Consider the following 22,929-nt stretch of genomic DNA (forward strand, 5'->3'; position numbering starts at 1 on the left):
ACCGACACGGCCGACGACCACTACTTCGCCGACCCGCTCCACGGCCGCTGGAACCACCCCAACCACCGCTGCGGCGCCACCACCCGAGCACCCTGCTCCACCGCCTGCCCGATCGACACCACCGGCGGCATCGGAAAACGCCACAGGAAGTCCGGCAACCCTGCCACCGGCGGCACATCCCGCTTCCAGTACGGCGCCAGCTTCCGGTAGTACTGCTCCGCCGCCGGATGCCACGGGTAGATCTCCAACGCGATACGCCGCTTGTCGCTGACCTGCAACGCCTCCTGCACCCTGCCGGCCAGGTAGTCCTTCGCCAGATCCGCCACGTCGTCCTTCGACAACGGCACCGCGAACCGCTCCGCCGGCGGCACCTCATACCCCAACCCGAACCCGACGATCTCCGGCCACGGCACCACGACCTCCTCCGGGCCGTGCTGAATACGCAACCCGACCGCGTCGAGGACCACCCACCGCGGCCGCAGCAACCGGGGCAGCCGCACAACCATCATCACCAGCGGCACCATGAACCCCGCCGCCACCCCGAACCCGATGACCCGCGCCGACGTCTGCGTCGACGTCCACCCGCCGTACCCGCCAGCGAAAATCACGATGAGAAGGAAGGCCAGCACCAGAACCACGACCGACCCATTCGACCGGCCCAGACCGACCCGCACCTGCCCGTGCTCCCCCACCGGGGCCTGCCCACTCACGACGGCCGATGGTAGCAACGTCGCGACCCGGCCAGGGGGCACCGCGACGCGCCCGGCACCGGGTTTGCCGCACCAGCGACAGGGGGACGTTCACCCGATGGCGGCGACCCGACCCGGCGCCGACCGGGGGGAACGCGAACCGGGAACACCGGACGGCAGGGACACGGACGGGGACAATGCACAGCGGCAACGGAGACACCCGCTCGCCGCGCCGCCTCGCCGGACGACTCATCGCCCTCCTCGGCGGCCCCGCCCGGGCCCGCGTCATCGCCATCCTCGCCGGCGTCCTCGCCCTGAACTCCGCCAACGCCGGCACCATCGGAGCCGTCGCCAACCAACTGGAAAACGACCTCCACATCAACCACGGCGAACTCGGCCTGCTCTCCGGGGTATCCGCCGGAGTCGGCGCACTCATCAGCCTGCCCGTCGGCGTCCTCGCCGACCGCACCATCCGGGTACGGGTCCTCGTCGTCACCATCGCCATCTGGAGCGCGTCGATGCTGGCCGCCGGCCTGGCCACCTCGTACCTGTCGCTCCTGCTGGCCCAAATCGCGCTCGGCGCCGCCCTCGCCGCCGCGGGACCCGCCGTCGCCTCCCTCGTCGGCGACCTGTTCCCACCCACCGAACGCGCCCGCGCCTACGGCTGGATCCTGTCCGGCGAACTCCTCGGCGCCGGCTTCGGACTACTCGTCGGCGGCGACGTCGCCGCCGCGCTGTCCTGGCGGTACGCGTTCTTCCTCCTCGCCCTCGCCAGCCTCGGCCTCGCCGCCGCCGTATGGCGATGGATGCCCGAACCCCGCCGCGGCGGCACCAGCTGGATCCCACACGACGCGCCCACCATCCCGCTCGCCGGCAACGACCAACCCCCGGCCGGCGACGAACCCGCCACCGGCGACCACGGCGACGGCCGGGTCACCGCCATCATCGGCCAGGCCGGCATCACCCCCGTCGACACCCGCGTCCTGCGCCAACCCGCCCGGGAACTGCCCCTGTGGCGATCGGTCTGGTACCTGCTGAGCATCCCCACCAACCGGATCCTCATCTTCGCCTCCGCCGTCGGCTACTTCTTCTTCGCCGGACTGCGCACCTTCGTCGTCATCTTCATCCAACGCCAGTTCCACATCTCCCAGACCGTCCTCAGCGGCCTCGTACCGATCGTCGGACTCGGCGCCCTCACCGGCGTCATCCTCGGCGGCCGGCTCACCGACACCGCCCTGCGCCACGGCGCCATCGCCGCCCGGGTCACCGCCCCCGCCATCGGCTTCGGCGCCGCCAGCCTCCTGTTCGCCCCCGGCCTGCTCAGCTCCACACTGTGGATCGCCATCCCCCTGTTCACCGCCGGCGCCGCCGCACTCGCCTCCGCCAACCCGCCACTGGACGCCGCCCGCCTCGACATCGTCCCCGGGGGACTCTGGGGCCGGGCCGAAAGCGTACGCACCGTCCTGCGACTGGTCGCCGAAGCCGCCGCACCACCAACCTTCGGCTTCATCGCCGACACCCTCGGCGGCGGCACCAACCGCGCCGCCGGCCTCCGCGACGCGTTCCTCATCATGCTCATCCCCCTGCTGGTCAACGGCGCCCTGTCACTGGCCACCCGGCGCACCTACCCCGCCGACGTCGCCACCGCCGCCCGCTGCGACCGATAACCCGGAGACCGCCGCTGCGCACACCCCAGCCCGTGGGATAGGTTGAACCGCGGACGATCATGGAGGCGCGCCGTGAACCCAGTGGATCTCAGGACCCACATCCCCCACCCCGCACGGATCTACGACTACCTGCTCGGCGGCAAAGACAACTTCCAGGCCGACCGCGACGCGGCCAACCGCATCGTCGAAGACTGGCCCACACTGCCCGTCTCCATGCGCGCCAACCGCGACTTCATGAGCCGCGTCGCCCACTACATGGCCGCCGACCTCGGCATGCGGCAATTCCTCGACGTCGGCACCGGCCTACCCACCCCACCCAACCTGCACGAGATCGTCCAGGACGTCACCCCGGACGCCCGGGTGGTCTACGCCGACAACGACCCCATCGTGCTCGTCCACGCACGCGCACTGCTGACCGGCACACCCGCCGGCCGCACCGCATACATCGACGCCGACCTACGCGACCCCGGCAAGATCCTCGGCTCCGCCGAACTCACCGACACCCTCGACCTGACCCAACCCGTCGCCGTCAGCCTCCTCGCGATCCTGCACTACGTCCTCGACGACCAGGAAGCGCAACGGATCATCAACACCCTGCTGGAACCACTCGCCCCCGGCAGCGTGCTCGCCCTGTCCACCGCCACCACCGACACCGCCCCCGAAACCTCCCAAGGCGTAGCCGTCGCCAACGCGCAGGGCATCACCTCCAAAGCCCGTACCCGGGCCGAAGTCGAAGCACTGTTCACCGGCCTGGCCCTCGTCGACCCCGGCGTCGCACTCGTCCACCGCTGGCGCCCCAACCCCCAGGCCGGCACCCTCGACGACACCCAGGTGCAGATGTACGGCGGCGTGGCCATCAAACGCTGAACACCCCGCCACCAGCACCCCGCCGGCAGCGGCCCACGGGCTACCGGGACACCGCGTGCAACTCCACCCCGGTCAACTCGCCACCGACCACCTCCGCCGTCAGAAACGTCGCACTCGGCTGACGGCGCCGATCAGTCGGCGAACCCGGATTGAGCAACCGCAGACCACCCGGCGCCACACTGTCCCACGGGATGTGCGAATGCCCGAACACCAACACATCGCACCCCGGAAACCGGGCCGCACACCGGCGCTCCCGACCCGCCGCCGGCCCGGTTTCGTGAACCACCGCCACCCGCAACCCACCCAGCTCGACCCGGGCAACCTCCGGTAACCGCGCCCGCAGCCGCGGACCGTCATTGTTGCCGAACACCCCCACCAACCGCGCCGCCCGCTCCGACAACGCATCCAGCAGAGCCTCATCGACCCAGTCACCCGCGTGGACCACCACATCGGCGGCCTCGACCGCCGACCACAACACCGCCGGCAGATCCCTAGCCCGGACCGGCACATGCGTATCAGCGGTCATCACCACGCGCACCCCACCACCGTACGGGCCGGCCACCCGCCGCACCCAACCGGAGGCCACCATCGCCCACCCCGTCCGCAGACACCCACAATCGGCGGTTTGAGCCGCCCCAACCCGGAAAAACACCCGCGTGGCCAGGAACCACCGGCACACCCAGCCGGCACCCGTGCACACGCTCGACCGCCTGCTGCGCGACATCGAAACCGGCCGGTTCGAGCGATCCATGTCCGCGCTCACCGCCCTCGGCGCCCTCGTCACCGCCGGAGAAATCTTCCTCGAACACGACCGCGCCAGCTTCGGCAACAAAATGATGTGGATACCCGTCGCCCTCGGACCCGTCGGCGCACTCGCCGGCATCGCCGCCGTCGTCAACCGCAAAGCCGCCAAAACCGCCCTCCCCCTGGCCTCCCTCGCGATCATCGCCAACGGAATCCAGGGCACCTACCTCCACGTACGCGGCATCGCCCAACGCCCCGGCGGCTGGGCCCTCGCCCGATACAACATCGAAATGGGCCCACCACTGCTCGCCCCCATGCTCATGGCCATGGTCGGCGGAATGGGCCTCCTCGCCGCCGTCCTGCGCCGGGAACCCTGATGGCCGTCAACCGGATCCCCCGGGGAGTCAACCGCACCCCCGGCGACCGCCGCGAGAAATTCCCCGGATACGACGTCATCACCCAACTACCCACCTGGGACGTCGTCACCGCCGGAGTCGTCCTACGCCGCCTCGGCCCACCCCCACCGATCCGCTACTTCACCCAGGACGAAGAACCCATCGCCTGCGCACTCCTCGACCAGATCCTCGACCAACGCCACGAGCCCCGGGTGCCCGTACTCCAGATGATCGACGCCCGGCTCGCCGAATCACAGACCGACGGCTGGCGCTACCACGACCTACCCCACGACGGCCAAGCCTGGCGCGACAGCCTCCACGCCCTCAACGATGACGCCCGGCGCGCCTACGGCACCGACTTCGGCCTGCTCACCTGGGCCAAACAAGGCCACATCATCGCCCCCATCGCCGGCATGAACCTGCACGGCACCGGCGACTGGCACGGCATGCCCGCCGCCCGGGTCTGGAGCCTCTGGACCCGATACGCCACCGCCGCGTTCTACGCCCACCCCTGGGCATGGAACGAAATCGGATTCGGCGGCCCCGCCTACCCCCGCGGGTACAAGAACCTCGGCCTCGACCGCCGCGAACCCTGGGAGGTCCCCGACCGCGACCCCGACCGCGACCTCGTCCAACTCGCCCGCGAAGTCGAAGACGCCCGCCGCCACGACACTCACTACCCACACCCACCCGTGATCGGCCTGTCCCGCGACCCGCTCCACGACGAACCCGAATGGTGAACCGACCGGTGACCGGCATCGGCTCCCGCATCACCCGACGCCTGTTCGCCGGCGCCGGCGACCACGTCGCCGCCCGCAACGCCTCCGCCTGGCTGCTGCCCACCGGCGACGAACGCACCAACTACCAACTGCGCCGCGACATGCGCCGCTACCGCGACGACGACGAAGTCGACGCCGTCATCGTCGGAGCCGGCGCCGGCGGCGGCACACTCGCCCAACGGCTCGCCCACGCCGGATGGCGCGTCGTCGCCCTCGACGCCGGCCCCTTCTGGGACCCCGACGTCGACTGGGTCAGCGACGAGGCCGGCTCCCACCACCTGTACTGGAACGAACCCCGAGTCATCGACGGCATCAACCCGGTACCGCTGGGAAGCAACAACTCCGGCCGAGGCGTCGGCGGCTCGATGGTGCACTACGCCGGGTACGCGCCGCGACTGCACCCGTCCGACTTCGCCACCTACTCCCGCGACGGCGTCGGCGTCGACTGGCCGATCACCTACGAACAGCTACGCCCCTTCTACCGCGACCTCGAAGAGGAGCTACCCGTCGCCGGAGAACACTGGCCATGGGGCGAGCCCCACTCGTACCCGCACTCCCCCCACCCCGTGTCCGGCGACGCCCTGCTTTTCCAGGCCGGCTGCCACGCACTCGGCATCCCCACCAAGGTCGGCCCCGTCGCCATCACCAACGGCCGCTTCGGCAACCGACCGCACTGCATCTACCGCGGCTTCTGCCTCCAGGGCTGCAAGGTGAACGCGAAAGCGTCCCCACTGATCACCCACATCCCCGACGCCCTGGCACACGGCGCCGAGATCCGGGCGGACTGCATGGTCAGCCGGATCGGCTTCGACGAACGCACCGGACTGGCCACCGGCGTGCACTACCTGCACGGCGGCGTCGAACACTTCCAGGCCGCCCGCCTGGTCGCCGTCGCCGGGTACTCCATCGAGACGCCCCGGCTTCTGCTCAACTCCGCCAACCGGCGGTTCCCCGACGGCCTGTGCAACGACCACGACCAGGTCGGCCGGTACCTGATGGTGCAGGGCGCCCCGCAGGTCGCCGGCCGGTTCAGCGCCGAGGTACGCGCGTACAAGGCACCCCCGCCGTCGGTGTCCAGCGAGCACTACTACGAGACCGACCCGGGCCGCCCGTACCAGCGCGGGTTCTCCCTCCAGACGGTGGCACCGCTGCCGATCACGTTCGCCGAACACGTCCTCGCCGAGGGGCACTGGGGTGCGCCACTACGCGAGTACATGCGCGACTACATCCACTGGGCGACGTTCGGCGCGCTGTGCGAGTTCCTCCCCCAGCCCGACAACCGGGTCACCCTCGACGCTCAGACCGACCGGCACGGCCTACCCGTCGCCCGGTTCACCTTCGGCGAGTGCGACAACGACCGGGTGATGGCCGAGACGGCGATCGCCACGATGCGGGACGTCCTCGGCGCGGCCGGCGCGGGCGAACTCATGACCATCAGGCGGTACGCCCACCTCGTCGGCGGAGCCCGGATGGCGGCCCGGCCCACCGACGGTGTCGTGGATCCCGACCTCCGGACCTTCGCGATCCCCAACCTCTACATCACCGACGGCAGCGTGCTGCCGACACAGGGCGCGGCCAACCCGGCGCTGACGATCATGGCCCTGGCCGCGAGAGCGGCGGCCCACCTCGTCGGCTGACGCTTTGGGTGAGCGGAGGCACAACCCCTAAGGCATCCTAGGATGCTAGACCATGGGGATGGCGCCGCGCGTTCCCGTGGCGTGCCACGGGAACGCGTCGAACCGAACCCCTGTCCAGCGCTACCGCGGCGAGGAGATCCTCAACAACCTGCGCGGCTGGGCGTGGCGGTGACCGCGCGAGTCAGTGCCCCAGCCGCTTGCGGGCCTTCTCCTTCATCCCGTCCGGCACGCCGTCGGCCTCCAGCAGCCGGGGCAGCAGCTCCGGCTGCAGAGTCCAGGCCCGGAACCCCTCGACGACGCTGATCCCGCGGTCCGGGCGGTCCACCACGGTCACCCGGTCGCCGGCCCGCACCTGCCCGGGCTCCACGACGCGCAGGTACGCCCCCGGCCGGGCCTCCCGGGTGAAGCGCTTGACCCAGTGGGGCTCCGCCATCCGCGCCTCGAACGTGACGCAAGGAATGCGCGCCCAGGACACCTCGAGGACCAGGTCGTCACCGACCCGCCAGCGCTCCCCGATCAGCGCGCCGTTGACCTCGACGCCGGCCGTGGTGAGGTTGTCCCCGAACATGCCGCCGGGCAGGGTGCGGCCCAGCCGCTGTTCCCACCAGTCGTAGTCCTCCCGGGCGTACGCGTACACCGCCTGGTCGTCGCCGCCGTGGCCGGCCGCGTCGAAGATCTGGTCACCGACCAGACCGCTGCCCGGCCGCGCACCCGGCGCCCGTACCAGCACCGGACCGTCGACCGGCTGCTTGTTGATGCCGGTGATCCCCACCGACTTCGCGCTGCTCGCCTCGGGGACCGCCAGGTTCACCGACAGGATGCTGCCCATGCGCCCACCCTAGGTCGTGCCTCATCCCTCGGGCCAGCGCCTTATCCGCGGGACCAGTGCCGCTCCAACACCCCCACCAGCCGCGAGGCGACCAGGCCGACGAGGAAGAACATCACTGCGGTCACGATGATCGCCTGGAACACCACGCGCGGTTCGAACGACCCCATCGTCTCGCCCCGCCGCAACGCGTCCGGGTAGGTGACCGCGACGCCCAGCGTCGAGTCCTTGAACAGGATGATGAGCTGGGTCAGCAGCAGCGGCACCATCCGGCGGATCGCCTGCGGCAGGATCACCAGCCGCATCGCCTGGCCGTGGCGCAGCCCGACGGCGTACGCCGCCTCCTGCTGGCCCCGGTCGAGGGACAGGATGCCGGCGCGGTAGACCTCCGCGATCACCGCGCTGTTGTAGAGCGTCAGCCCGATCACCACGTACCACAGCGGATCGACCGCCCGCAGGTACACCGGGAACAGCAGGTACGGGAACAGGATCAGCAGCACCAGCGGAAAGCCCCGGAAGAACTCGATCCAGGCCACCGCCGGTACCCGGATCGCCCGCGTACCGGACAGCCGGCCGAGTGCCAGCACCAGCCCGAGGACCAGGGCCAGGGCCCCGGCGATCACCGACGCCTTCAGGTTGTTGAGCATCCCCTCGCCGAGGTAGCGCAGGATCTCCGGCGACAGCACGTACGACCAGCGGGCCCGCTGCAGGTGACCGTACCGGTCGAGCCGGTACAGCACGAACACGGCGAAGCCGGCCAGTACCGCGACGGACACCACGGTGGCGACCAGCACCCGCCGGCGTCCACGGGGCCCGAACGCGTCGTAGAGTGCAGTCGCCGGAGTCGGGCGCACCCGGCGTGCCGGGGCCAGCTCCGGTGGTGCCGGACGCTCTTCGTCCACTGTGGTCATCGCGCCACCGCCGCCCGTCGCTGCAGCCGGGCGACCGCGTACCCGGCGGGAATCGTCATCACCAGATAGCCGAACGCGACCGCGACGAGCAACGTCATGACCTGGCCGGGCTCGTCCCGGGCCAGCTCGCCGAACTGGTACGTCAGGTCGACCACACCGATCAGGCTGGCCACCGCCGTGTTCTTCACCAGCGCGATGAAGACGCTGCCCAGCGGCGGGACGACGGTCCGGGCGGCCTGCGGCAGGATGACGTGCCGCAGGTTCTGCCCGAACGTCAGGCCCAGCGCCCGACCCGCCTCGGCCTGGCCCCGGGGCACCGCGTTGACCCCGGAACGCAGCGCCTCACACACCTGGGCCGCGGTGTACATGGCCAGGACGAGGAAGGCCGCCGTGAACGGGCCGATCCGCACCCCGAGCTTCGGCAGGCACAGGATCGCCACGAACAGGTGCACCAGCAGCGGCACGTTGCGAAACCACTCCACGTAGGCCAGTCCGGCGGCCCGCGCGGGAGCCGCCGGACTGATCCGCAGGACGGCCAGCACGGCGCCGAGGATCAGCGCGCCCGCGTAGGACGCCAGCGCCAGCAGCACCGTGATGCGGAAGCCCGCCCAGAACACCGGCAGGCTGTCCGCGAGAAAGTCGACGCCGTTCACGGCCGTCCCGCTGCCCGCGTCAGTACCGGTCGACCGACGGCTTGGCCGGTGCCTGAGGCAGGAACTGGCCGGCCGTCTTCGCCCATGCCTTGTCCCAGTCGCCGTTGGTGAAGACCTCGTCCAGCGCGTCGTTGACGAACGACCGCAGGGCGGTGTCGCCCTTCTTCAACCCGATGCCGTACGGCTCCGTGGTGAACGGCTTGTTGACCACCTTGAGTTCGTCGGGGCTCTTGCTCACCAGTCCGAGCAGGATCACGTTGTCGGTGGACAGCGCGTCGTACGTGCCGTCCTTGACCCCCTCGGCGCACAGCGCGTAGCTGTCCAGGGTCTGTGCCTTGAGCCCGGGCACCTTGTCCTGGAGGTTCTTCAGCGACGTCGAGTTCTGCTGGGTGCACACCTTCTTGCCGGCCAGGTCGGTGACGCTGGCGATGGTGCTGTTGTCCTTGCGCACCAGGATGTCCTGCCCGGCCTGGAAGTACGGGCCGGCAAAGTCGATCTTCTGCTTGCGGGCGTCGTTGATGGTGTACGTCGCCACCACCAGGTCGACCTCGCCGTTCTGGATGACCTGCTCGCGGACTGCGGTCTTGGCCTCCTTGAACTCCACCTTGTCGGGCGAGCCGAAGATCTTGATGGAGATCAGTCGGGCGATCTCCGCGTCGAAGCCCTCGACCTTCTGCGTCGTCGGGTTCTGCAGGCCGAAACCCGGCTGGTCGAACTTGGTACCGACGACGAGCTTGCCCTTGTCCTTGATGGCCTGTACCGAGCCGGACAGGCTCGTGGCCGCCTTCAGCTGGTACCCGGTGCTGTTGTTCTGCTGCGTGCCGCTGCCGCTGCCACTGTCCAGATCCTTGGTGCTTCCGCAGCCGACGACCGCCAGCGCGAGCGCGCTGACCGCCGCGACCACGGCCATTCGGGTGGTACGCATGAATGTCTCCCTTCCCCCGGTCGGGCGGCCCCACGGCCGTCCCTCGGCGGCGCTAGTGGGTGAGAACCTTCGAGAGGAAGTCGCGGGCCCGGTCGGTCCGCGGATGGTCGAAGAAGTCGGTGGGCGGCGCCTGCTCCAGCAGCTGACCGTCGGCCATGAACACGACCCGGTCCGCGGCCCGCCGGGCGAAGCCCATCTCGTGGGTGACCACCACCATCGTCATGCCGTCGCCGGCGAGCGTGGTCATCACGTCGAGCACCTCGTTGATCATCTCCGGGTCGAGGGCGGAGGTCGGCTCGTCGAACAGCAGCACCTTCGGGTCCATCGCCAGCGCGCGGGCGATCGCGGCGCGCTGCTGCTGCCCGCCGGACAGCTGCGCCGGCATCTTGTCCGCCTGATCGGCGATGCCGACCCGGGCGAGCAGCTCCCGGGCCCGGCGCCTGGCCTGCTCGCGCGGGATGCCGCGCACCTTGACCGGACCGAGCGTGACGTTGTCCAGGATGGACCGGTGGGAGAACAGGTTGAACTGCTGGAAGACCATGCCGACGTCGGCGCGCAGCCGGGCCAGGGCCCGACCCTCGGCGGGAAGCGGGCGGCCGTCGACCCGGATGACACCGGAGTCGATGGGTTCGATCCGGTTGATGACCCGGCACAGCGTGGACTTGCCGGAACCCGACGGCCCGACGACCACGACGACCTCGCCGCGCCGTACGTCGAGGTTCACGTCGCGCAGTACGTGCAGGGAACCGAACCACTTGTCGACGTGCTCGACGGCGATCAGCGGGGTGCTGGGATCGGTCATCGGGAACCGTCCTGGGACTGGGTGCGGGTTACCGGTGCCGGTGGGTCGACCGGTCGCGGGGTCACCGGCCGCCGGGGCACGGGCCTGCGCGGCACCGGTCCACAGGAGACGGTCCGGTGCGGGAACCGCGCGGGAGCGCTGTGGATGCCGGACATGACTGCTGACTCCTCCTCGGTGGCTGTGCCGGGACGGTGGCTGTGCTGAGGCTGTGGCTGTGCCGGAACGGTATGGCTACGCGCTCAGGGAACTCGCGAGGCGGCATTCCCGGCCTGCGCCGGTTGCCGCCCACGGAACGGAAACGAGACGGGGAATGGAACGCGGGTCAGGACTCACGCCCGAGTCGGGCACACCGCCCGCGATGCCACGGAAACGCGACGCGGCGTACTGCGACTCCCGCCACCGCCCACGGCGGCTGGAGAGGCGACCGACCCGCGACGGCTGATCCCGAACGACGAATCACCAACGACGCGTCACGGAGCGACTCGTCACGAGCGACGGGCGTGGCGCGCGGGGCAGCGCACCAGACGCGAGAACGGCTCAGCGGGCGGCGACGCGCGGCGGCCCGCGCACGTCCGGCGCCGACAACCGGCGGGCGGGCTGCGACGCCCGGCGCCCGGCGACAGCGGCCAGAGCGAGCAGCGCGACAGCCAGACCGAGCCCGGCCGGCACGCCGCCGAGCGGATGCGCCGCCCTGGGCAGCCCGGTGCGCGCCCGCAACGCGCGCAACGCGAGCAGGGGCGCGGTGTGCCCGGCGACGGAATGGGTCGCGACGACACCGGCGGCGGGATCGCGGTGCGGGCCTGCCACCGCCACCCGGGCCAGGCCGAGAAGGAGGAGGGCAGCGAGAGCGACGGCGACCAGAGAGGTCGTCGTCAAGTGCCGCCGGCTCCACCTACTGCGCATCGCGTTCGACGCTACACGGCAGTGATGCATTCGAAAGTGTTGGATAATTTCCAGTTCGGTCACAATCGGGGCAGCGCGGAACCCGCGTGGACGGGCGGCTCCTGCGGTTGCCGCTTCACCGGACCGGCGAGTGTCCACAGAGGACTATCCGGTGCACGCCACCCGCCCGCACGCGCCGATGTCGGATCGTGACCCGCGAGCGCTTGCGGAAAATCTTCGTTTATGTTATGCTATGTCCGAGTCGCGTTAGCATCGTCCGGTGACTACCTCTACCTGGACCACGACTCTCTCCCCCGACGTCGACGCCTTCTTCGCCGAATACGCGGCCCGGGGCGCCAACCCGGACGCGGACTCCGGCGAACACTTCGCCGAGGAGTTCCTCACCCTCGACCCGAACCAGGCCAGGGTGCTCGCCCGCGGCACGCTCGTCGCCGCCCTGCCCGCGCGGCGCCAGCTGTTCGCGAAAGCGGGAATCGGCCCGCTCCAACTCGCCGACGCCAGCCAACTCGACCTCGACGCCCGACACGTGCTGGTGCGCGCCGCCTGGACCGCCGAGCGCACCGGCGCACAGCGGTTGCGGATCGAGTCCACCTTCCTGCTGCGGCGCGACGAGGGACGGCTACGCATCGTCGTCTACCTCAACCACCACGACATGGTGGCCCTGCTGTCTCAGCCCGCCGCCAGGTAGGAATCGACGAAGTCGTTGCGGAACTTGCCCGCCGGGTCGTACCGGTGGGCAAGCCGCACGAAGTCGGCGTGCCGCTCGTACCGGGAGCGGACCGTGGACGGCGCCATCGTGAACACCTTGCCCCAGTGCGGCCGGGGCGCGAACGGATCCAGCCGCCGCTCGATCTCGGCGACCACCGGCGTCACCGCCGCGATGTCGGGAACCCAGGTGAAGTGCAGCGCCAGGCTGTCCCGCCGGTAGTTCGGGCTCAGCCACAGTTCGTCGGCCGCGATCGTGCGTAGCTCGCAGATCTGCAGCACGGGCGCGATCCGCTCACGGATCTCGTTGACGGCGGCGATCGCCGCGGCCGCCCGCTCGCGCGCGACGAAGTACTCGGTCTGCAACTCCTCGCCGCTACTCGGGGTGAACTCCAGCCGGAAGTGCGGCAGCCGCTCGTGCCACGGGCCGGGCCGGCCCTGCTGCGCCGTCGCGTACGCGGCGGACATCCCCGGTACCGGGTGCCGGGGACCGTCGGCCGGTGTGCCGCCCAGCCACGGCCCGGCCGGCGGCTCGCCCGGATCGCCGACGCGGTGCTTGACCCAGACCTGGTTGACCCGCTCACCGGCCCAGTCGGTGAACAGGCTCACGCTGTACCCGGCGGACAGCACCTCGTCCAGCCGCTCCACCAGCCGGTCCAGCGGCATGTCGTCGTACACGTACTGACGGACGTCGAAGGTCGGCACGATGTCCATCGTCAGGCCGGTCACGACGCCCAGCGCGCCCAGCGCCACCACGGTGCCGTCGAACGTCTCGTCCTCGCCCCGGCGCACGGTGCGCACGTCGCCGTCCGCGGTGACCAGCCGTACCGCCGACACGGCGGCGCCCAGGTTGCGGTTGCGGGTACCGGAGCCGTGGGTACCGGTCGCGACCGCACCGGCGACCGAGATGTGCGGCAGCGACGGCAGGTTGGCCAGCGCGTACCCCTGCGCGTGCAGCCGGGTGGCCAGGTCGCCCAGCCGGACGCCCGCGGCTACCGTCACGCCGCGGCCGGCCGGGTCCACCTCGACCGACGGGGGCAGCCCGGCAACAGAGACGAGGACGCCGTCGGTGTCGGCGAGCCGGTTGAACGAGTGGCCGGTGCCCAGCACCCGGACCCGCGGCGCGTCCGCGACCAAGCGGCGCAGGTCGTCGACCGAAGACGGCCGGTGCAGGCGAGTTGCCGTGAATGTCACATTGCCGGCCCAGTTGGTGATGTGTCCCTCGGAGACCCCATCGGCCGGCACGATTACGCTGTCCATCGCCGCCAGCATACGACCACCGTGGGCAGGCCCCATGATCCGCGTGACCGGCGGACGCCGGCGAGCCCGGTCAGCGCCGAATCCCCGGCCCCAACGAGTCCACCAGGGTCAGGAACACGAACAGGTTGGGGATGTGGGCGACCTGCGTGTTGGACCAGGACAGCCATTTGCCGGCCCGGCTGACGTGGATGAACCCAGCGCGCACCTGCACCTTCTCGATGTCGGACCAGGGAAGCAGACCCCGCTTCTCGCTGATCAGCCCGTTCGGGGCAACGGTCAGGTCGCCGAAGCGCAGCGGCTCACCCCGCTGCAGGGCGGCCACCGCCATCGGCAGGTGGACGCGGGTCACCTCGCGCTCGATCCTCTCGCCGAGCGCCTCGATGCGGTCCCAGAAGTTGGTCAGCACCACCTTGGCGTCGCCCTGCCCGTGCACCGTGTAGACGTACGTGGTGTGCGTGTAGACGCTGTTGCGATAGTGCTTGGTGATGCTCTGGTACACCGCCGGGATCAGGTCCCACCGGTACACCACGGGCGCCGCCGGCGGATCGACGTAGACGAAGCCGCCCGCGTACAGGTGGATCCGCCGTGGGCTGCGGGTCACGGAGAACGACCGGGCGAACTGCACGGCGCCGAACGCGCAGGCGAGCAGCAGCAGCACCCCGATCGGCCAGAACGACGTGAACAGCACGACCACGCCGATCACGGCGAGCACGCCGAAGATGATGGCGCCGGCGGTGCGCTTCGGCAGCCGATTGGGGCCGAACAGAGCCACGTACGGTCCGAGCTGGTACGCCGCGGCCGCGGCCGCCACCTCCGGCGGGATCTGCTGCCCCACGCCGTCCGGGCTGTGCTGCGTCATCGCACTCCGCTCCCCGCGCCCTGGCTACCATCGATCGGCACCGATAGGGTGATCATGATCGATAGATGGTATCCGCCCGGTGGCCGGCCCGCGACCCGACTGGTCTGGGTCGTCGCGCGGTGTCAGAGCCAGACTGGTCGTCCGGCCGGCCACCGGGAGCGGGGATCGGATCAGTACCGGTAGTGCTCGGGCTTGTACGGCCCCGCGACGTCCACGCCGATGTACTCCGCCTGATCCGGGCGCAGTTCGGTCAGCCGCACGCCGAGCGCGTCCAGGTGCAGGCGCGCCACCTTCTCGTCCAGCCGCTTGGGCAGCCGGTACACCTGCCGGTCGAACTCACCGGGCTTGGTGAACAGCTCGATCTGCGCCATCGTCTGGTTGCTGAACGAGTTGGACATCACGAAGCTGGGATGGCCGGTCGCGTTGCCGAGGTTGAGCAGCCGGCCCTCGGACAGCACGATGACCGCGTGCCCGTCCGGGAACGTCCACTCGTCGACCTGCGGCTTCACCCGGGTACGCAGGATGCCCGGCACCCGGGCCAGCCCGGCCATGTCGATCTCGTCGTCGAAGTGGCCGATGTTGCCCAGGATCGCCTGGTGCTTCATCCTCGCCATGTCCTCCACCAGCACGATGCCGGTGTTCCCGGTGGTCGTGATGACGACGTCGGCCCGCTCGATGACGTCCTCGAGGCGGACCACCTCCAGGCCGTCCATCGCGGCCTGCAGCGCGCAGATCGGGTCGATCTCGGTGACCACCACCCGGGCACCCTGGCCACGCAGCGACTCCACGGCCCCCTTGCCGACGTCGCCGTACCCGCAGACGACCGCGAGCTTGCCGCCGAGCATCACGTCGGTGGCCCGGTTGATGCCGTCGACCAACGAGTGGCGGATGCCGTACTTGTTGTCGAACTTCGACTTCGTGACCGAGTCGTTGACGTTGATGGCGGGGAACAGCAGTTCACCGTCGCGCGCCATCCGGTACAGGCGGGTTACCCCGGCGGTCGTCTCCTCGGTGACACCGCGCATGCCGGCCGCGATCCGGGTGAACCGCCGGTCGTCCTCGCGCAGGCTGCGCGCGAGGGTGGCCAGCATGGCCACGTAGTCCTCCGAGTCGTCGTCGGCCGCCTCGGGCACCTCGCCCTTCGCCTCGAAGGCGGCGCCCCGGTGCACCAGAACGGTGGCGTCACCGCCGTCGTCGACGATCGTGTTGGGCCCGTCGCCGTCGGAGAAACGGAACACCTGGTCGGCGCACCACCAGTACTCGTCGAGGGTCTCGCCCTTCCAGGCGAACACCGGCGTGCCCGCCGGCTCCTCCACAGTGCCGTCCGGACCCACGACCACGGCCGCCGCCGCCTCGTCCTGGGTCGAGAAGATGTTGCACGACGCCCAGCGCACCCGCGCCCCCAGGGCGACGAGCGTTTCGATCAGCACCGCGGTCTGCACGGTCATGTGCAACGAACCGGCGACCCGGGCGCCCCGCAACGGCTGCGCCGCGGCATAGTCGCGCCGCAGCGCCATCAGTCCCGGCATCTCGTGCTCCGCGAGGCGGATCTGGGTACGGCCGTACGCCGCCAGCGCCAGGTCCGCGACCGCGAACTCCAGTCCGTTGACCTTCTGGAACGTGACGCTCATGCGTCTTCCTCACTTCCTGGGAGGTCGTGAGGTCCTCCCGCCGGGCCGTGGGCACGGCTGTTCGACGTGTGACGCGAACCCTCACTCCGTCACCGGCGGCCGACAGCGACACGGCGGTGATGGCGGATCGTGGAGAGCCGGAACACGGCGACCGGTGGCAGGAAACTCGCCTCCCTGGTGACAGGAGGCGCCCTTTTACGGGTAGTCAGGGACCGAGCGTGGCGGACACGCGTCCGTCGCAGCGCCTCTCGGACCTGACCGCGGAACGAGCCGCGATGCACCCGACGCTACCGCTGCCGTCCCGGCGACCGCAACCGGATCCCGAACCCGGGAGGCTTCGCGAACCCGCGACCGGAGAGGATTGCGGTAGCCTGCTTCGCCTGACCCGGCCACCGCCGGGCGACGTTACCGCCGGGCGACGTCACTGCCGGGCGAGGTTTCGGGGGTGGGCAGATGAGGCAGCACTATCCGGAGATCGAGCCGTACGACAGCGGGATGCTCGGCGTCGGCGACGGCAACACCCTCTACTGGGAGGCGTCCGGCAACCCGGACGGCAAACCCGCCGTGGTGCTGCACGGCGGCCCGGGCAGCGCGTCCTCCCCCGGCCACCGCCGCACCTTCGATCCCGACGCGTACCGGATCGTCCTGTTCGACCAGCGCAACTGCGGGCGCAGCACCCCGCACGCCAGCGACCCCGCCGCCGACCTGTCCACTAACACCACCGACCACCTCGTCGCCGACCTCGAGGCGCTGCGCCAGCACCTGGGCATCGACCGGTGGCTGGTCTTCGGCGGCTCCTGGGGTTCGGCGCTCGGACTCGTGTACGCGCAACGGCACCCGCGACGGGTCTCGGAACTGCTGCTGGTCAGCGCCGTGACCGCCCGCCGGTCCGAGACCGACCTGCTGACCCGGGGCCTCGCGCGACTGTTTCCCGAGGCGTGGGCGCGATTCCGGGACGGCGTACCCGAGGCCGACCGGGACGGTGACCTCGCCGCCGCGTACAACCGGCTGTTGGAGGACCCCGATCCGGCGGTACGGGACAAGGCCGCCCGGGACTGGTGTGCCTGGGAGGACGCGATCGTGCCGACCGCACCGCCGTACCCCAGGTTCCAGGATCCGGAGTACCGGCTGGCCTTCGCCCGGATCGTGACCCACTACTGGAGTCACGGGTCGTGGCTGGAGGAGGGCATCGTGCTCCGGCAGGCCGGACTGCTCGCCGGCATCCCGGGCGTCATCGTCCAGGGCGCGCTGGACCCGGGCAACCTGCTGGGAACCCCGTGGGAACTCGCGCATGCCTGGCCGGGCAGCGAACTGCTGCTGTTCCACGACGCCGGGCACGACGGCAGCGCCGGCATGCGCGAGGCGCTGGTGGCCGCGACCGACCTCTTCGCCACCCGCGGCTGAGGCGGGTCGCCCGGTCAGCCGGTCAGGAGGTGGCTGCCCGGCCCGGCCGCAGCCGCCGGGGCGGCCACGGGATGACCGGAGACGTCGCCGCCTGGTAGTCGGCGTACTCCGGGTACCGGGAACGGCTGATGCTCTCGGTGAACCGGGTTGACCCGACGAACAGCAGGGTGAGCAGCACCGCCCCGAGTACCGTCCACTGCACCGGCGAACCCGCGGCGGACGCGCCGAACCCGAAGACCAGCCACCACTGCGCCTGCTCGAAGAAGAAGTTCGGGTGCCGGGAGTACCGGAACAGTCCGGTCCCCACGAACCGGGGATGCGGCTGCCGACCGGCCGCCACCTCGGCCCTCTTCCAGTGCTGGAAGTTCCACTGCTGCTGGTCGGCGACCGTCTCGCCGACCAGGCAGACGAGGAACGCCACTGCCAGCGCGACATCGACCGGGCCGAGGTGGCCGCGGTGGCGCAGCGCGGTCATCGCGGGCAGGCAGATCAGCAGCAGGATCAGGTTCTGGTAGATGGTGATGAAGAACAGGTTGAACAACTGGAACTGCCAGCGCCGCATGCGGCCGCGCAGGATGACCCAGCGGTAGTCCTCGCCGCCCGGCGCGTACCCGCCCTTGCGGGCGAAGTTGAAGGTCAGCCGGGCTCCCCACAGGGCGACCAGCACCAACACCGTGTCCAGCCGGGGATCGGCGAACCCGGCGGCGCCGGCGAACACCGCGACGTAGGCCACCGGCATGATCGACCAGATCCGGTCGACCCAGGAATACTCGTCCGTCACCAGCGACACCACCCAGACGACGGCGCAGACTCCGGCGAAGATCGTGAGGCAGACAACGAACGCGGACATGCCCGCACCCTACTGACGAACCGGCGGCGGGCCCACCCCGGGCGGCCCGTCGGGCCGGCCGACCCGATCAGGGATTCCTCAGGGCGTCCCCCGATGCGAGCAGTCGGGTGGCGCGGCATGATCGTTCGGTGATCGACTCGTTGCCGGACCGCCGGACCACCGCGGTCCCGCTGGCCATCGCCGCCGTCGCCGGCCTCGCCGTCGGCGGGGTGACTCTCCTCATGCAAGGCACGCTGCCGGGCGTCCTCAACCACCTCGGCAACTCCGGGGCGGTCTGGTCGCTGGCCGCGTTCGGCGCCGGTGCCCTGCTGCCGGTGCGCGGCGCCCGTGCCGCGCTGGCCGGTACGCTGCTGCTCGCGTTCGCGGTCGTCGGGTATTACGGCTCGACCACCCTGTTCCTGCACGACGACGTCAACGGCGACACGCTGCGCGGCCCTGCCGTGTGGATCTGCGTGGCCGCCGTCGCCGGCCCCATCTTCGGTACCGCCGGCGCACTGTTTCGGGGCGGCAAGCCGACCCACCGGGCGGTGGCCCTGGGCGCGATCGGCGCCGTGTTCCTCGCCGAGGCGCTCTACCTGGGCGTCGTGCTGCACCAGGCCGGCGAGACCGCGCTGATGGCCGGCCTCGGCGTGCTGATGCCACCGCTGCTGGGCCGGTCCGCCGCCGACCGGCTGCGCGGCCTAGCCGCGCTCGTCCCGCTGACCCTGCTGGGCGCACTCGCCGAGGGTGCGGTGTTCCTGTTCACCGTGCTGGTCTTCCGGTAGCCGGGCCGCTGCCCACCGTGCCCGCACGGACAGGCGCGCAGTGGTCACCGCCTACCATGAGTGGATGACCAAGCAGCCCGTCAACCTCTCCGAAGCGCTCGCGTCGTTCGACGAGATCTACAGCCCACGCATCGTGGCGCACATGAACGACTACGACGTGCGGATCGCCCACACCAAGGGCGAGCACGTGTGGCACGTGCACGACGACACCGACGAATTCTTCCTGGTGCTCGACGGGCACTTCGACATCGCGATGCGCGACGCGGCGGGCGTCGAGACCACGGTCGCGCTGCGGGCCGGCGACACGTACGTCGTACCGAGGGGCACCGAGCACAAGCCCTCGTCGCCGGGCGGGTCGATCCTCATGTTCGAGCCGTCGGGCACCTCGACGACCGGCGACCGCCACGAGGGACAGATCCCCGGCCACGTGGACAGCACGACCGGGCACGAACTGAACTGACCGCCCGACTACTGGTCCGGGTCGGCGCGTCGCGCCAGACGCACCGGGGCCGGACCGGTCAGGGCTTCGACCGTGAGAACAGCCCGAACAACCGCCGCGCCCCGCCCGCGGAACCGCCACCGGCCGACGCGCCCACCAACTCCTCACCGCCGCCGTCGATCACCAACTCCGGGCCGCCCAGCTTGGCCCACTCCTCCTCCGACACCACCATCAACCGCTGCCCATCCCACGGGGAGAACCCACCGGCGGCCACCCGCTGACCGAAGCGCGCCAGCGCCTGGTTGCGGGTCTGCGCGGACCACGCCCGGACGCCACCGCCCTCGCCGCGCAGCACGACCCGGTACCGCTTGCCCATCCCCAACATGCGCTCGTCCTCCCACAGGTCCCCGTTTCGCGGGGTCCTACGCTAACGGGTCGGCCCGCCATCCGCCGAATCGACTGGTCCGCGTCGCGTCGCGTCCCGGTGCGTCGCCAGACGCGCCAAACCCGGTGGCCCGCGATCACCGGTGTCTGCCACCATGCTCAGCGTGTCCGCGACCGCTTCCGCCCCGCACAACGTCGATGACCTGTGCGCACTGGTCAACCGCGGTGACCGGGTCAAGTACCTGCTCTTCTGGGGACACCGGCCGCGACGCGACGGCGCTGTCGGCGCGGAATGCCTGAGCCAGTGGTGGCCGGCCGCGTTCGTGGTGGACGGAGTCCGGTACGCCTCGGCCGAGCACTACATGATGGTCGGCAAGGCCCGGCTGTTCGGTGACGAGACGACCGCGCAGCGCATGCTGGCGACGACGAAGCCGGGTGCGGTCAAGGCGCTCGGCCGGCAGGTGCGTGCCTTCGACGACGCGACCTGGGACGCGCACCGCTTCGACCTCGTGACCGACGGCAACGTCGCCAAGTTCGGGCAGCATCCGGACCTGCGCGACTACCTGCTCCGCACCGGCGACCGGGTGCTGGTCGAAGCGAGTCCCGTGGATCGCGTCTGGGGCATCGGGCTCGCCGCCGCGGATCCACTCGCGGCCGACCCGACCCGCTGGCGCGGACGCAACCTGCTCGGCTTCGCGCTGATGCGCGCCCGGGAGATCCTGACGACCGCTGGTTAGCCGGCCCGGCCGGCCGCCGGTCGGGGACGCAGCCGTCGGACCACCTCGTCCGGGTCGGCGGTCCTGACCGACTCCGGGGCGGCCTCCGCCAGCTCGGTGCCGGCGATCCCGGCGTACACCTCGGCGAACGCCTCGAACAGCGCCGGGGTCAGGCCGGCCGCCCGCTGGGTGGCCGCGATCTCCCGCATCTCCGGCACGTACCGGTGCGCCTTGCTGGCCGCCAGCGCCACGTCGTACTCCGGCCGCTCGTGCCCGCCGCTACCGGCCAGGTCGGCGAGCACGTCCGCGAGCACGCCGTGCGCCGCCGCCGTACGCATCGCCTGCGCGTAGAGCCCGACCGTTCCCTTGTAGACACTGGCGGTGCACATCTTCAGCGCGCTCGCGGTGCCCGGCCGGTCGCCGAGCACCCGGACCTCGACGTGGCGCCAGGGCAGCTCCGCCAGCTCGGCGGCCCGCGCACCGGAGAAGTAGAGCCGGGCACCCGGCCGTACCGTCGGCGGCGGCCCGGAGATGGAGCCGTCCACGAAGTCCAGCGGCGCGAGGATGCCGGCCACATCGTCCACTGTGGACGGAGCGACGGCGTTCAGGTCGGCGACCAGCGGAGCGGCGCCGGTACGGGCGGCGGCCGCCGCCAGGTCGGTCGCGGCGGATCGGGCCGCGCCGGGCGGCGTGACGACCAGGATGACGGCCGCCTCCCGGACCAGGTCGTCGAGCGACGGGACCAGCGTCAGGCCGGCGTCGGCCGCGAGCCGGCCGGTGCGACTGGACCGCCCGGCCGTCGTGGTGATCACGCCGGCCCCGCCGGAACGCAACGCCCAGCCGAGCCCGGCGCCCATGTGGCCGGCGCTGTGGATGCCGATGACGGTCACCGCGTCCTCCCCGTCGGGGCCCGGCCGGTTGCCGGGTGGTCGTTGATCATGGCACCTCACCCTACCGGGGGACCGACCCGGCCCCGCCGGAAATCCGTATCGCACACATGTTCTAATCGAGTGGTACAGTGTTCTCGCAGGTCAGCAGGTGTGTAGTGGCGTTCGGCAACCCGGATGTGCCGTGGTCTCGGCTGGAGGCGGTGCTGTCCGGACTGCCCGGGTCCGGGCCGCTGCTGCCCGACCCGCCGGGCGCCGGCCGTGCGCCCGCGCTCGTCCGCGGCACCTCCTCGGTGGATTACATGGAGCTGCACTGCCACACCAACTTCAGCTTCCTCGACGGGGCCAGCCACCCGGAGGAGCTGGTCGAGGAGGCGTACCGGCTGGGTCTTTCCGGCCTGGCTGTCACCGACCACGACGGCCTGTACGGCGTGGTCCGGGTGGCGGAGGCGGCCCGGGACCTGGACCTGCGCACGATCTTCGGGTCCGAGCTGTCCCTGGGGCTGTCTGAACCGCAGAATGGTGAGCCCGATCCGCTCGGGCGGCACCTGCTGGTGCTGGCCCGGGGCCGGTCCGGGTACGCCCGGCTGGCCCGGACGATCTCCCTGGCCCAGCTCGCCGGGGGCCAGAAGGGCCGGCCGGCGTACGACCTCGAACAGACCGCGACGACCCTGCGCGATCACGCGGTGGTGCTGACCGGCTGCCGCAAGGGCCACGTGCGCGCCGCGCTGGCCACCGGCGGCGCCCCGGCCGCCGCCCGGGAGCTGGACCGGCTGGTGGCCCTGTTCGGCCGCGACGGCGTGGTGGTGGAGCTGACCGACCACGGGTACCCGGGCGACGGCGAGGCCAACGACGTCCTGGCCGCCCTCGCCCGCCGGTACCGGCTGGCCACGGTGGCCACCGGCAACGTGCACTACGCCCGGCCCAGCGGGCACCGGCTGGGCACCGCCCTGGCCGCGGTACGGGCCCGCCGCTCGCTGGACGAGATGGACGGCTGGCTGCCCCCGGCCGCGGTCGCGCACCTGCGCGGCGGCGACGAGATGGCGGCCCGGTTCGCGGCCTACCCCGGCGCGGTCGCGCACACCGCCGTGCTGGGCGCCGACCTGGCGTTCGACCTGAACCTGGTCGCGCCCGCGCTCCCCGACTGCGAGGTGGGCCCCGGGCACACCGAGATGAGCTGGCTACGCCACCTCACCGAGCAGGGCGCCCGGCACCGGTACGGCGACCGAAAC

The 22,929-nt window shown here is 71.3% G+C and carries 25 protein-coding genes; 11 read left to right on the plus strand and 14 right to left on the minus strand.

From position 1 onward, the window contains the following. Nucleotides 1–20: 20 nt before the first annotated feature. Nucleotides 21–710, minus strand: coding sequence for a hypothetical protein (locus Raf01_RS44705; protein ID WP_203924245.1), 690 nt, complete (start codon nt 708–710; stop codon nt 21–23). 176 nt (nt 711–886) lie between these two features. Here Raf01_RS44705 and Raf01_RS44710 point away from each other — a divergent pair, with 176 nt between their 5' ends. Together Raf01_RS44710 and Raf01_RS44715 are read left to right on the plus strand one after the other, a co-directional pair. Then, a complete protein-coding gene (locus Raf01_RS44710; RefSeq protein ID WP_203924246.1) occupies nt 887–2,356 on the plus strand; it encodes an MFS transporter in 1,470 nt (489 codons plus the stop codon). A gap of 72 nt (nt 2,357–2,428) precedes the next feature. After that, nucleotides 2,429–3,223 carry an SAM-dependent methyltransferase gene (locus tag Raf01_RS44715; RefSeq protein WP_239134472.1) on the plus strand — a complete coding sequence of 265 codons (795 nt, stop codon included), beginning with the start codon at nt 2,429–2,431 and terminating at the stop codon, nt 3,221–3,223. A 40-nt stretch (nt 3,224–3,263) separates the two neighbouring features. Here Raf01_RS44715 and Raf01_RS44720 read toward each other — a convergent pair whose 3' ends face one another. Next, nucleotides 3,264–3,812 (minus strand): metallophosphoesterase family protein, encoded by a 549-nt coding sequence (locus Raf01_RS44720; protein WP_373319765.1) that lies wholly within the window; start codon nt 3,810–3,812, stop codon nt 3,264–3,266. 67 nt (nt 3,813–3,879) lie between these two features. Between Raf01_RS44720 and Raf01_RS44725 the strand changes: the two genes are divergently transcribed. From Raf01_RS44725 to Raf01_RS44735, 3 genes are read left to right on the plus strand one after another with little or no spacing between them, the layout of a single operon-like run. Then, complete coding sequence (locus Raf01_RS44725; RefSeq protein ID WP_203924247.1) at nt 3,880–4,344, plus strand: hypothetical protein; 465 nt, start codon at nt 3,880–3,882, stop codon at nt 4,342–4,344. Next, the gene (locus Raf01_RS44730) at nt 4,344–5,102 is read left to right on the plus strand and encodes a gluconate 2-dehydrogenase subunit 3 family protein (RefSeq protein ID WP_203924248.1); all 759 of its coding nucleotides are present in this window, start codon (nt 4,344–4,346) and stop codon (nt 5,100–5,102) included. The genes Raf01_RS44725 and Raf01_RS44730 overlap by 1 nt, the downstream gene beginning before the upstream one ends. Further along, nucleotides 5,096–6,778, plus strand: coding sequence for a GMC family oxidoreductase (locus Raf01_RS44735; RefSeq protein WP_203924249.1), 1,683 nt, complete (start codon nt 5,096–5,098; stop codon nt 6,776–6,778). Before Raf01_RS44730 ends, Raf01_RS44735 begins: the two co-directional genes overlap by 7 nt. A gap of 181 nt (nt 6,779–6,959) precedes the next feature. Here Raf01_RS44735 and Raf01_RS44740 read toward each other — a convergent pair whose 3' ends face one another. From Raf01_RS44740 to Raf01_RS44765, 6 genes are all read right to left on the minus strand, one after another. Continuing rightward, complete coding sequence (locus Raf01_RS44740) at nt 6,960–7,607, minus strand: MOSC domain-containing protein (protein WP_203924250.1); 648 nt, start codon at nt 7,605–7,607, stop codon at nt 6,960–6,962. Between the two features lie 41 nt (nt 7,608–7,648). Continuing rightward, entirely contained in the window at nt 7,649–8,515 is an 867-nt protein-coding gene (locus Raf01_RS44745) for an amino acid ABC transporter permease (RefSeq protein WP_203924251.1), read from the minus strand. Then, nucleotides 8,512–9,168, minus strand: a complete 657-nt coding sequence (locus tag Raf01_RS44750) for an amino acid ABC transporter permease (protein WP_239134473.1) — start codon at nt 9,166–9,168, stop codon at nt 8,512–8,514. Before Raf01_RS44750 ends, Raf01_RS44745 begins: the two co-directional genes overlap by 4 nt. 19 nt (nt 9,169–9,187) lie before the next feature. Continuing rightward, a complete protein-coding gene (locus tag Raf01_RS44755) occupies nt 9,188–10,093 on the minus strand; it encodes a glutamate ABC transporter substrate-binding protein (RefSeq protein WP_203924252.1) in 906 nt (301 codons plus the stop codon). Between the two features lie 52 nt (nt 10,094–10,145). Continuing rightward, complete coding sequence (locus tag Raf01_RS44760; protein WP_203924253.1) at nt 10,146–10,895, minus strand: amino acid ABC transporter ATP-binding protein; 750 nt, start codon at nt 10,893–10,895, stop codon at nt 10,146–10,148. 537 nt (nt 10,896–11,432) lie between these two features. Then, complete coding sequence (locus tag Raf01_RS44765; protein WP_203924254.1) at nt 11,433–11,771, minus strand: hypothetical protein; 339 nt, start codon at nt 11,769–11,771, stop codon at nt 11,433–11,435. A 286-nt stretch (nt 11,772–12,057) separates the two neighbouring features. Between Raf01_RS44765 and Raf01_RS44770 the strand changes: the two genes are divergently transcribed. Beyond that, entirely contained in the window at nt 12,058–12,486 is a 429-nt protein-coding gene (locus Raf01_RS44770; RefSeq protein ID WP_203924255.1) for a hypothetical protein, read from the plus strand. Here the strand turns inward: Raf01_RS44770 and Raf01_RS44775 are convergent. The 3 genes from Raf01_RS44775 to ahcY all read right to left on the minus strand — a co-directional run bounded on the left by Raf01_RS44775 (nt 12,468) and on the right by ahcY (nt 16,253). Continuing rightward, on the minus strand, nt 12,468–13,763 hold the full coding sequence (locus Raf01_RS44775) for an FAD-binding protein (protein ID WP_203924256.1): 1,296 nt from the start codon (nt 13,761–13,763) through the stop codon (nt 12,468–12,470). The two genes, Raf01_RS44770 and Raf01_RS44775, sit on opposite strands and share 19 nt — an antisense overlap. Before the next feature lie 70 nt (nt 13,764–13,833). Next, entirely contained in the window at nt 13,834–14,622 is a 789-nt protein-coding gene (locus Raf01_RS44780) for a DUF6585 family protein (RefSeq protein WP_203924257.1), read from the minus strand. A gap of 170 nt (nt 14,623–14,792) precedes the next feature. Next, complete coding sequence (gene ahcY, locus Raf01_RS44785) at nt 14,793–16,253, minus strand: adenosylhomocysteinase (protein ID WP_203924258.1); 1,461 nt, start codon at nt 16,251–16,253, stop codon at nt 14,793–14,795. Between the two features lie 453 nt (nt 16,254–16,706). Here ahcY and pip point away from each other — a divergent pair, with 453 nt between their 5' ends. Further along, nucleotides 16,707–17,657 (plus strand): prolyl aminopeptidase, encoded by a 951-nt coding sequence (gene pip / locus Raf01_RS44790; RefSeq protein ID WP_203924259.1) that lies wholly within the window; start codon nt 16,707–16,709, stop codon nt 17,655–17,657. Between the two features lie 22 nt (nt 17,658–17,679). Here the strand turns inward: pip and Raf01_RS44795 are convergent, their stop codons facing one another. Next, the gene (locus tag Raf01_RS44795) at nt 17,680–18,507 is read right to left on the minus strand and encodes a DUF1295 domain-containing protein (RefSeq protein ID WP_203924260.1); all 828 of its coding nucleotides are present in this window, start codon (nt 18,505–18,507) and stop codon (nt 17,680–17,682) included. A gap of 128 nt (nt 18,508–18,635) precedes the next feature. On the opposite strand from Raf01_RS44795, the gene Raf01_RS44800 reads away from it, so the two are divergent. Then, complete coding sequence (locus tag Raf01_RS44800; RefSeq protein WP_203924261.1) at nt 18,636–19,271, plus strand: DUF6518 family protein; 636 nt, start codon at nt 18,636–18,638, stop codon at nt 19,269–19,271. 64 nt (nt 19,272–19,335) lie between these two features. After that, entirely contained in the window at nt 19,336–19,731 is a 396-nt protein-coding gene (locus tag Raf01_RS44805; RefSeq protein ID WP_203924262.1) for a cupin domain-containing protein, read from the plus strand. A gap of 58 nt (nt 19,732–19,789) precedes the next feature. On the opposite strand, the gene Raf01_RS44810 is transcribed toward Raf01_RS44805, so the two are convergent. Then, nucleotides 19,790–20,095, minus strand: a complete 306-nt coding sequence (locus Raf01_RS44810; protein WP_203924263.1) for a hypothetical protein — start codon at nt 20,093–20,095, stop codon at nt 19,790–19,792. Between the two features lie 163 nt (nt 20,096–20,258). Here Raf01_RS44810 and ybiA point away from each other — a divergent pair, with 163 nt between their 5' ends. Beyond that, complete coding sequence (gene ybiA, locus Raf01_RS44815; protein WP_203924264.1) at nt 20,259–20,831, plus strand: riboflavin biosynthesis intermediates N-glycosidase; 573 nt, start codon at nt 20,259–20,261, stop codon at nt 20,829–20,831. Here the strand turns inward: ybiA and Raf01_RS44820 are convergent. Next, complete coding sequence (locus tag Raf01_RS44820) at nt 20,828–21,700, minus strand: DUF1932 domain-containing protein (protein ID WP_239134474.1); 873 nt, start codon at nt 21,698–21,700, stop codon at nt 20,828–20,830. The two genes, ybiA and Raf01_RS44820, sit on opposite strands and share 4 nt — an antisense overlap. Before the next feature lie 155 nt (nt 21,701–21,855). Here Raf01_RS44820 and Raf01_RS44825 point away from each other — a divergent pair. Then, the coding region (locus Raf01_RS44825) for a PHP domain-containing protein (protein WP_203924265.1) at nt 21,856–22,929 on the plus strand (1,074 nt) is incomplete at its 3' end.

This window comes from Rugosimonospora africana, assembly GCF_016862975.1.
Classification (GTDB): domain Bacteria; phylum Actinomycetota; class Actinomycetes; order Mycobacteriales; family Micromonosporaceae; genus Rugosimonospora; species Rugosimonospora africana.

Excerpts from the sequence above, each read along its gene's own strand:
- Raf01_RS44760 (WP_203924253.1), bottom strand. The coding sequence starts at position 10,895 with ATGACCGATCCCAGCACCCCGCTGATCGCCGTCGAGCACGTCGACAAG.
- Raf01_RS44735 (WP_203924249.1), top strand. The coding sequence starts at position 5,096 with ATGGTGAACCGACCGGTGACCGGCATCGGCTCCCGCATCACCCGACGC.
- Raf01_RS44805 (WP_203924262.1), top strand. The coding sequence starts at position 19,336 with ATGACCAAGCAGCCCGTCAACCTCTCCGAAGCGCTCGCGTCGTTCGAC.
- Raf01_RS44810 (WP_203924263.1), bottom strand. The coding sequence starts at position 20,095 with ATGTTGGGGATGGGCAAGCGGTACCGGGTCGTGCTGCGCGGCGAGGGC.
- Raf01_RS44710 (WP_203924246.1), top strand. The coding sequence starts at position 887 with ATGCACAGCGGCAACGGAGACACCCGCTCGCCGCGCCGCCTCGCCGGA.
- Raf01_RS44745 (WP_203924251.1), bottom strand. The coding sequence starts at position 8,515 with ATGACCACAGTGGACGAAGAGCGTCCGGCACCACCGGAGCTGGCCCCG.
- Raf01_RS44755 (WP_203924252.1), bottom strand. The coding sequence starts at position 10,093 with ATGCGTACCACCCGAATGGCCGTGGTCGCGGCGGTCAGCGCGCTCGCG.
- Raf01_RS44740 (WP_203924250.1), bottom strand. The coding sequence starts at position 7,607 with ATGGGCAGCATCCTGTCGGTGAACCTGGCGGTCCCCGAGGCGAGCAGC.
- Raf01_RS44775 (WP_203924256.1), bottom strand. The coding sequence starts at position 13,763 with ATGGACAGCGTAATCGTGCCGGCCGATGGGGTCTCCGAGGGACACATC.
- pip (WP_203924259.1), top strand. The coding sequence starts at position 16,707 with ATGAGGCAGCACTATCCGGAGATCGAGCCGTACGACAGCGGGATGCTC.
- Raf01_RS44730 (WP_203924248.1), top strand. The coding sequence starts at position 4,344 with ATGGCCGTCAACCGGATCCCCCGGGGAGTCAACCGCACCCCCGGCGAC.
- ahcY (WP_203924258.1), bottom strand. The coding sequence starts at position 16,253 with ATGAGCGTCACGTTCCAGAAGGTCAACGGACTGGAGTTCGCGGTCGCG.
- Raf01_RS44780 (WP_203924257.1), bottom strand. The coding sequence starts at position 14,622 with ATGACGCAGCACAGCCCGGACGGCGTGGGGCAGCAGATCCCGCCGGAG.
- Raf01_RS44720 (WP_373319765.1), bottom strand. The coding sequence starts at position 3,812 with ATGGTGGCCTCCGGTTGGGTGCGGCGGGTGGCCGGCCCGTACGGTGGT.
- Raf01_RS44795 (WP_203924260.1), bottom strand. The coding sequence starts at position 18,507 with ATGTCCGCGTTCGTTGTCTGCCTCACGATCTTCGCCGGAGTCTGCGCC.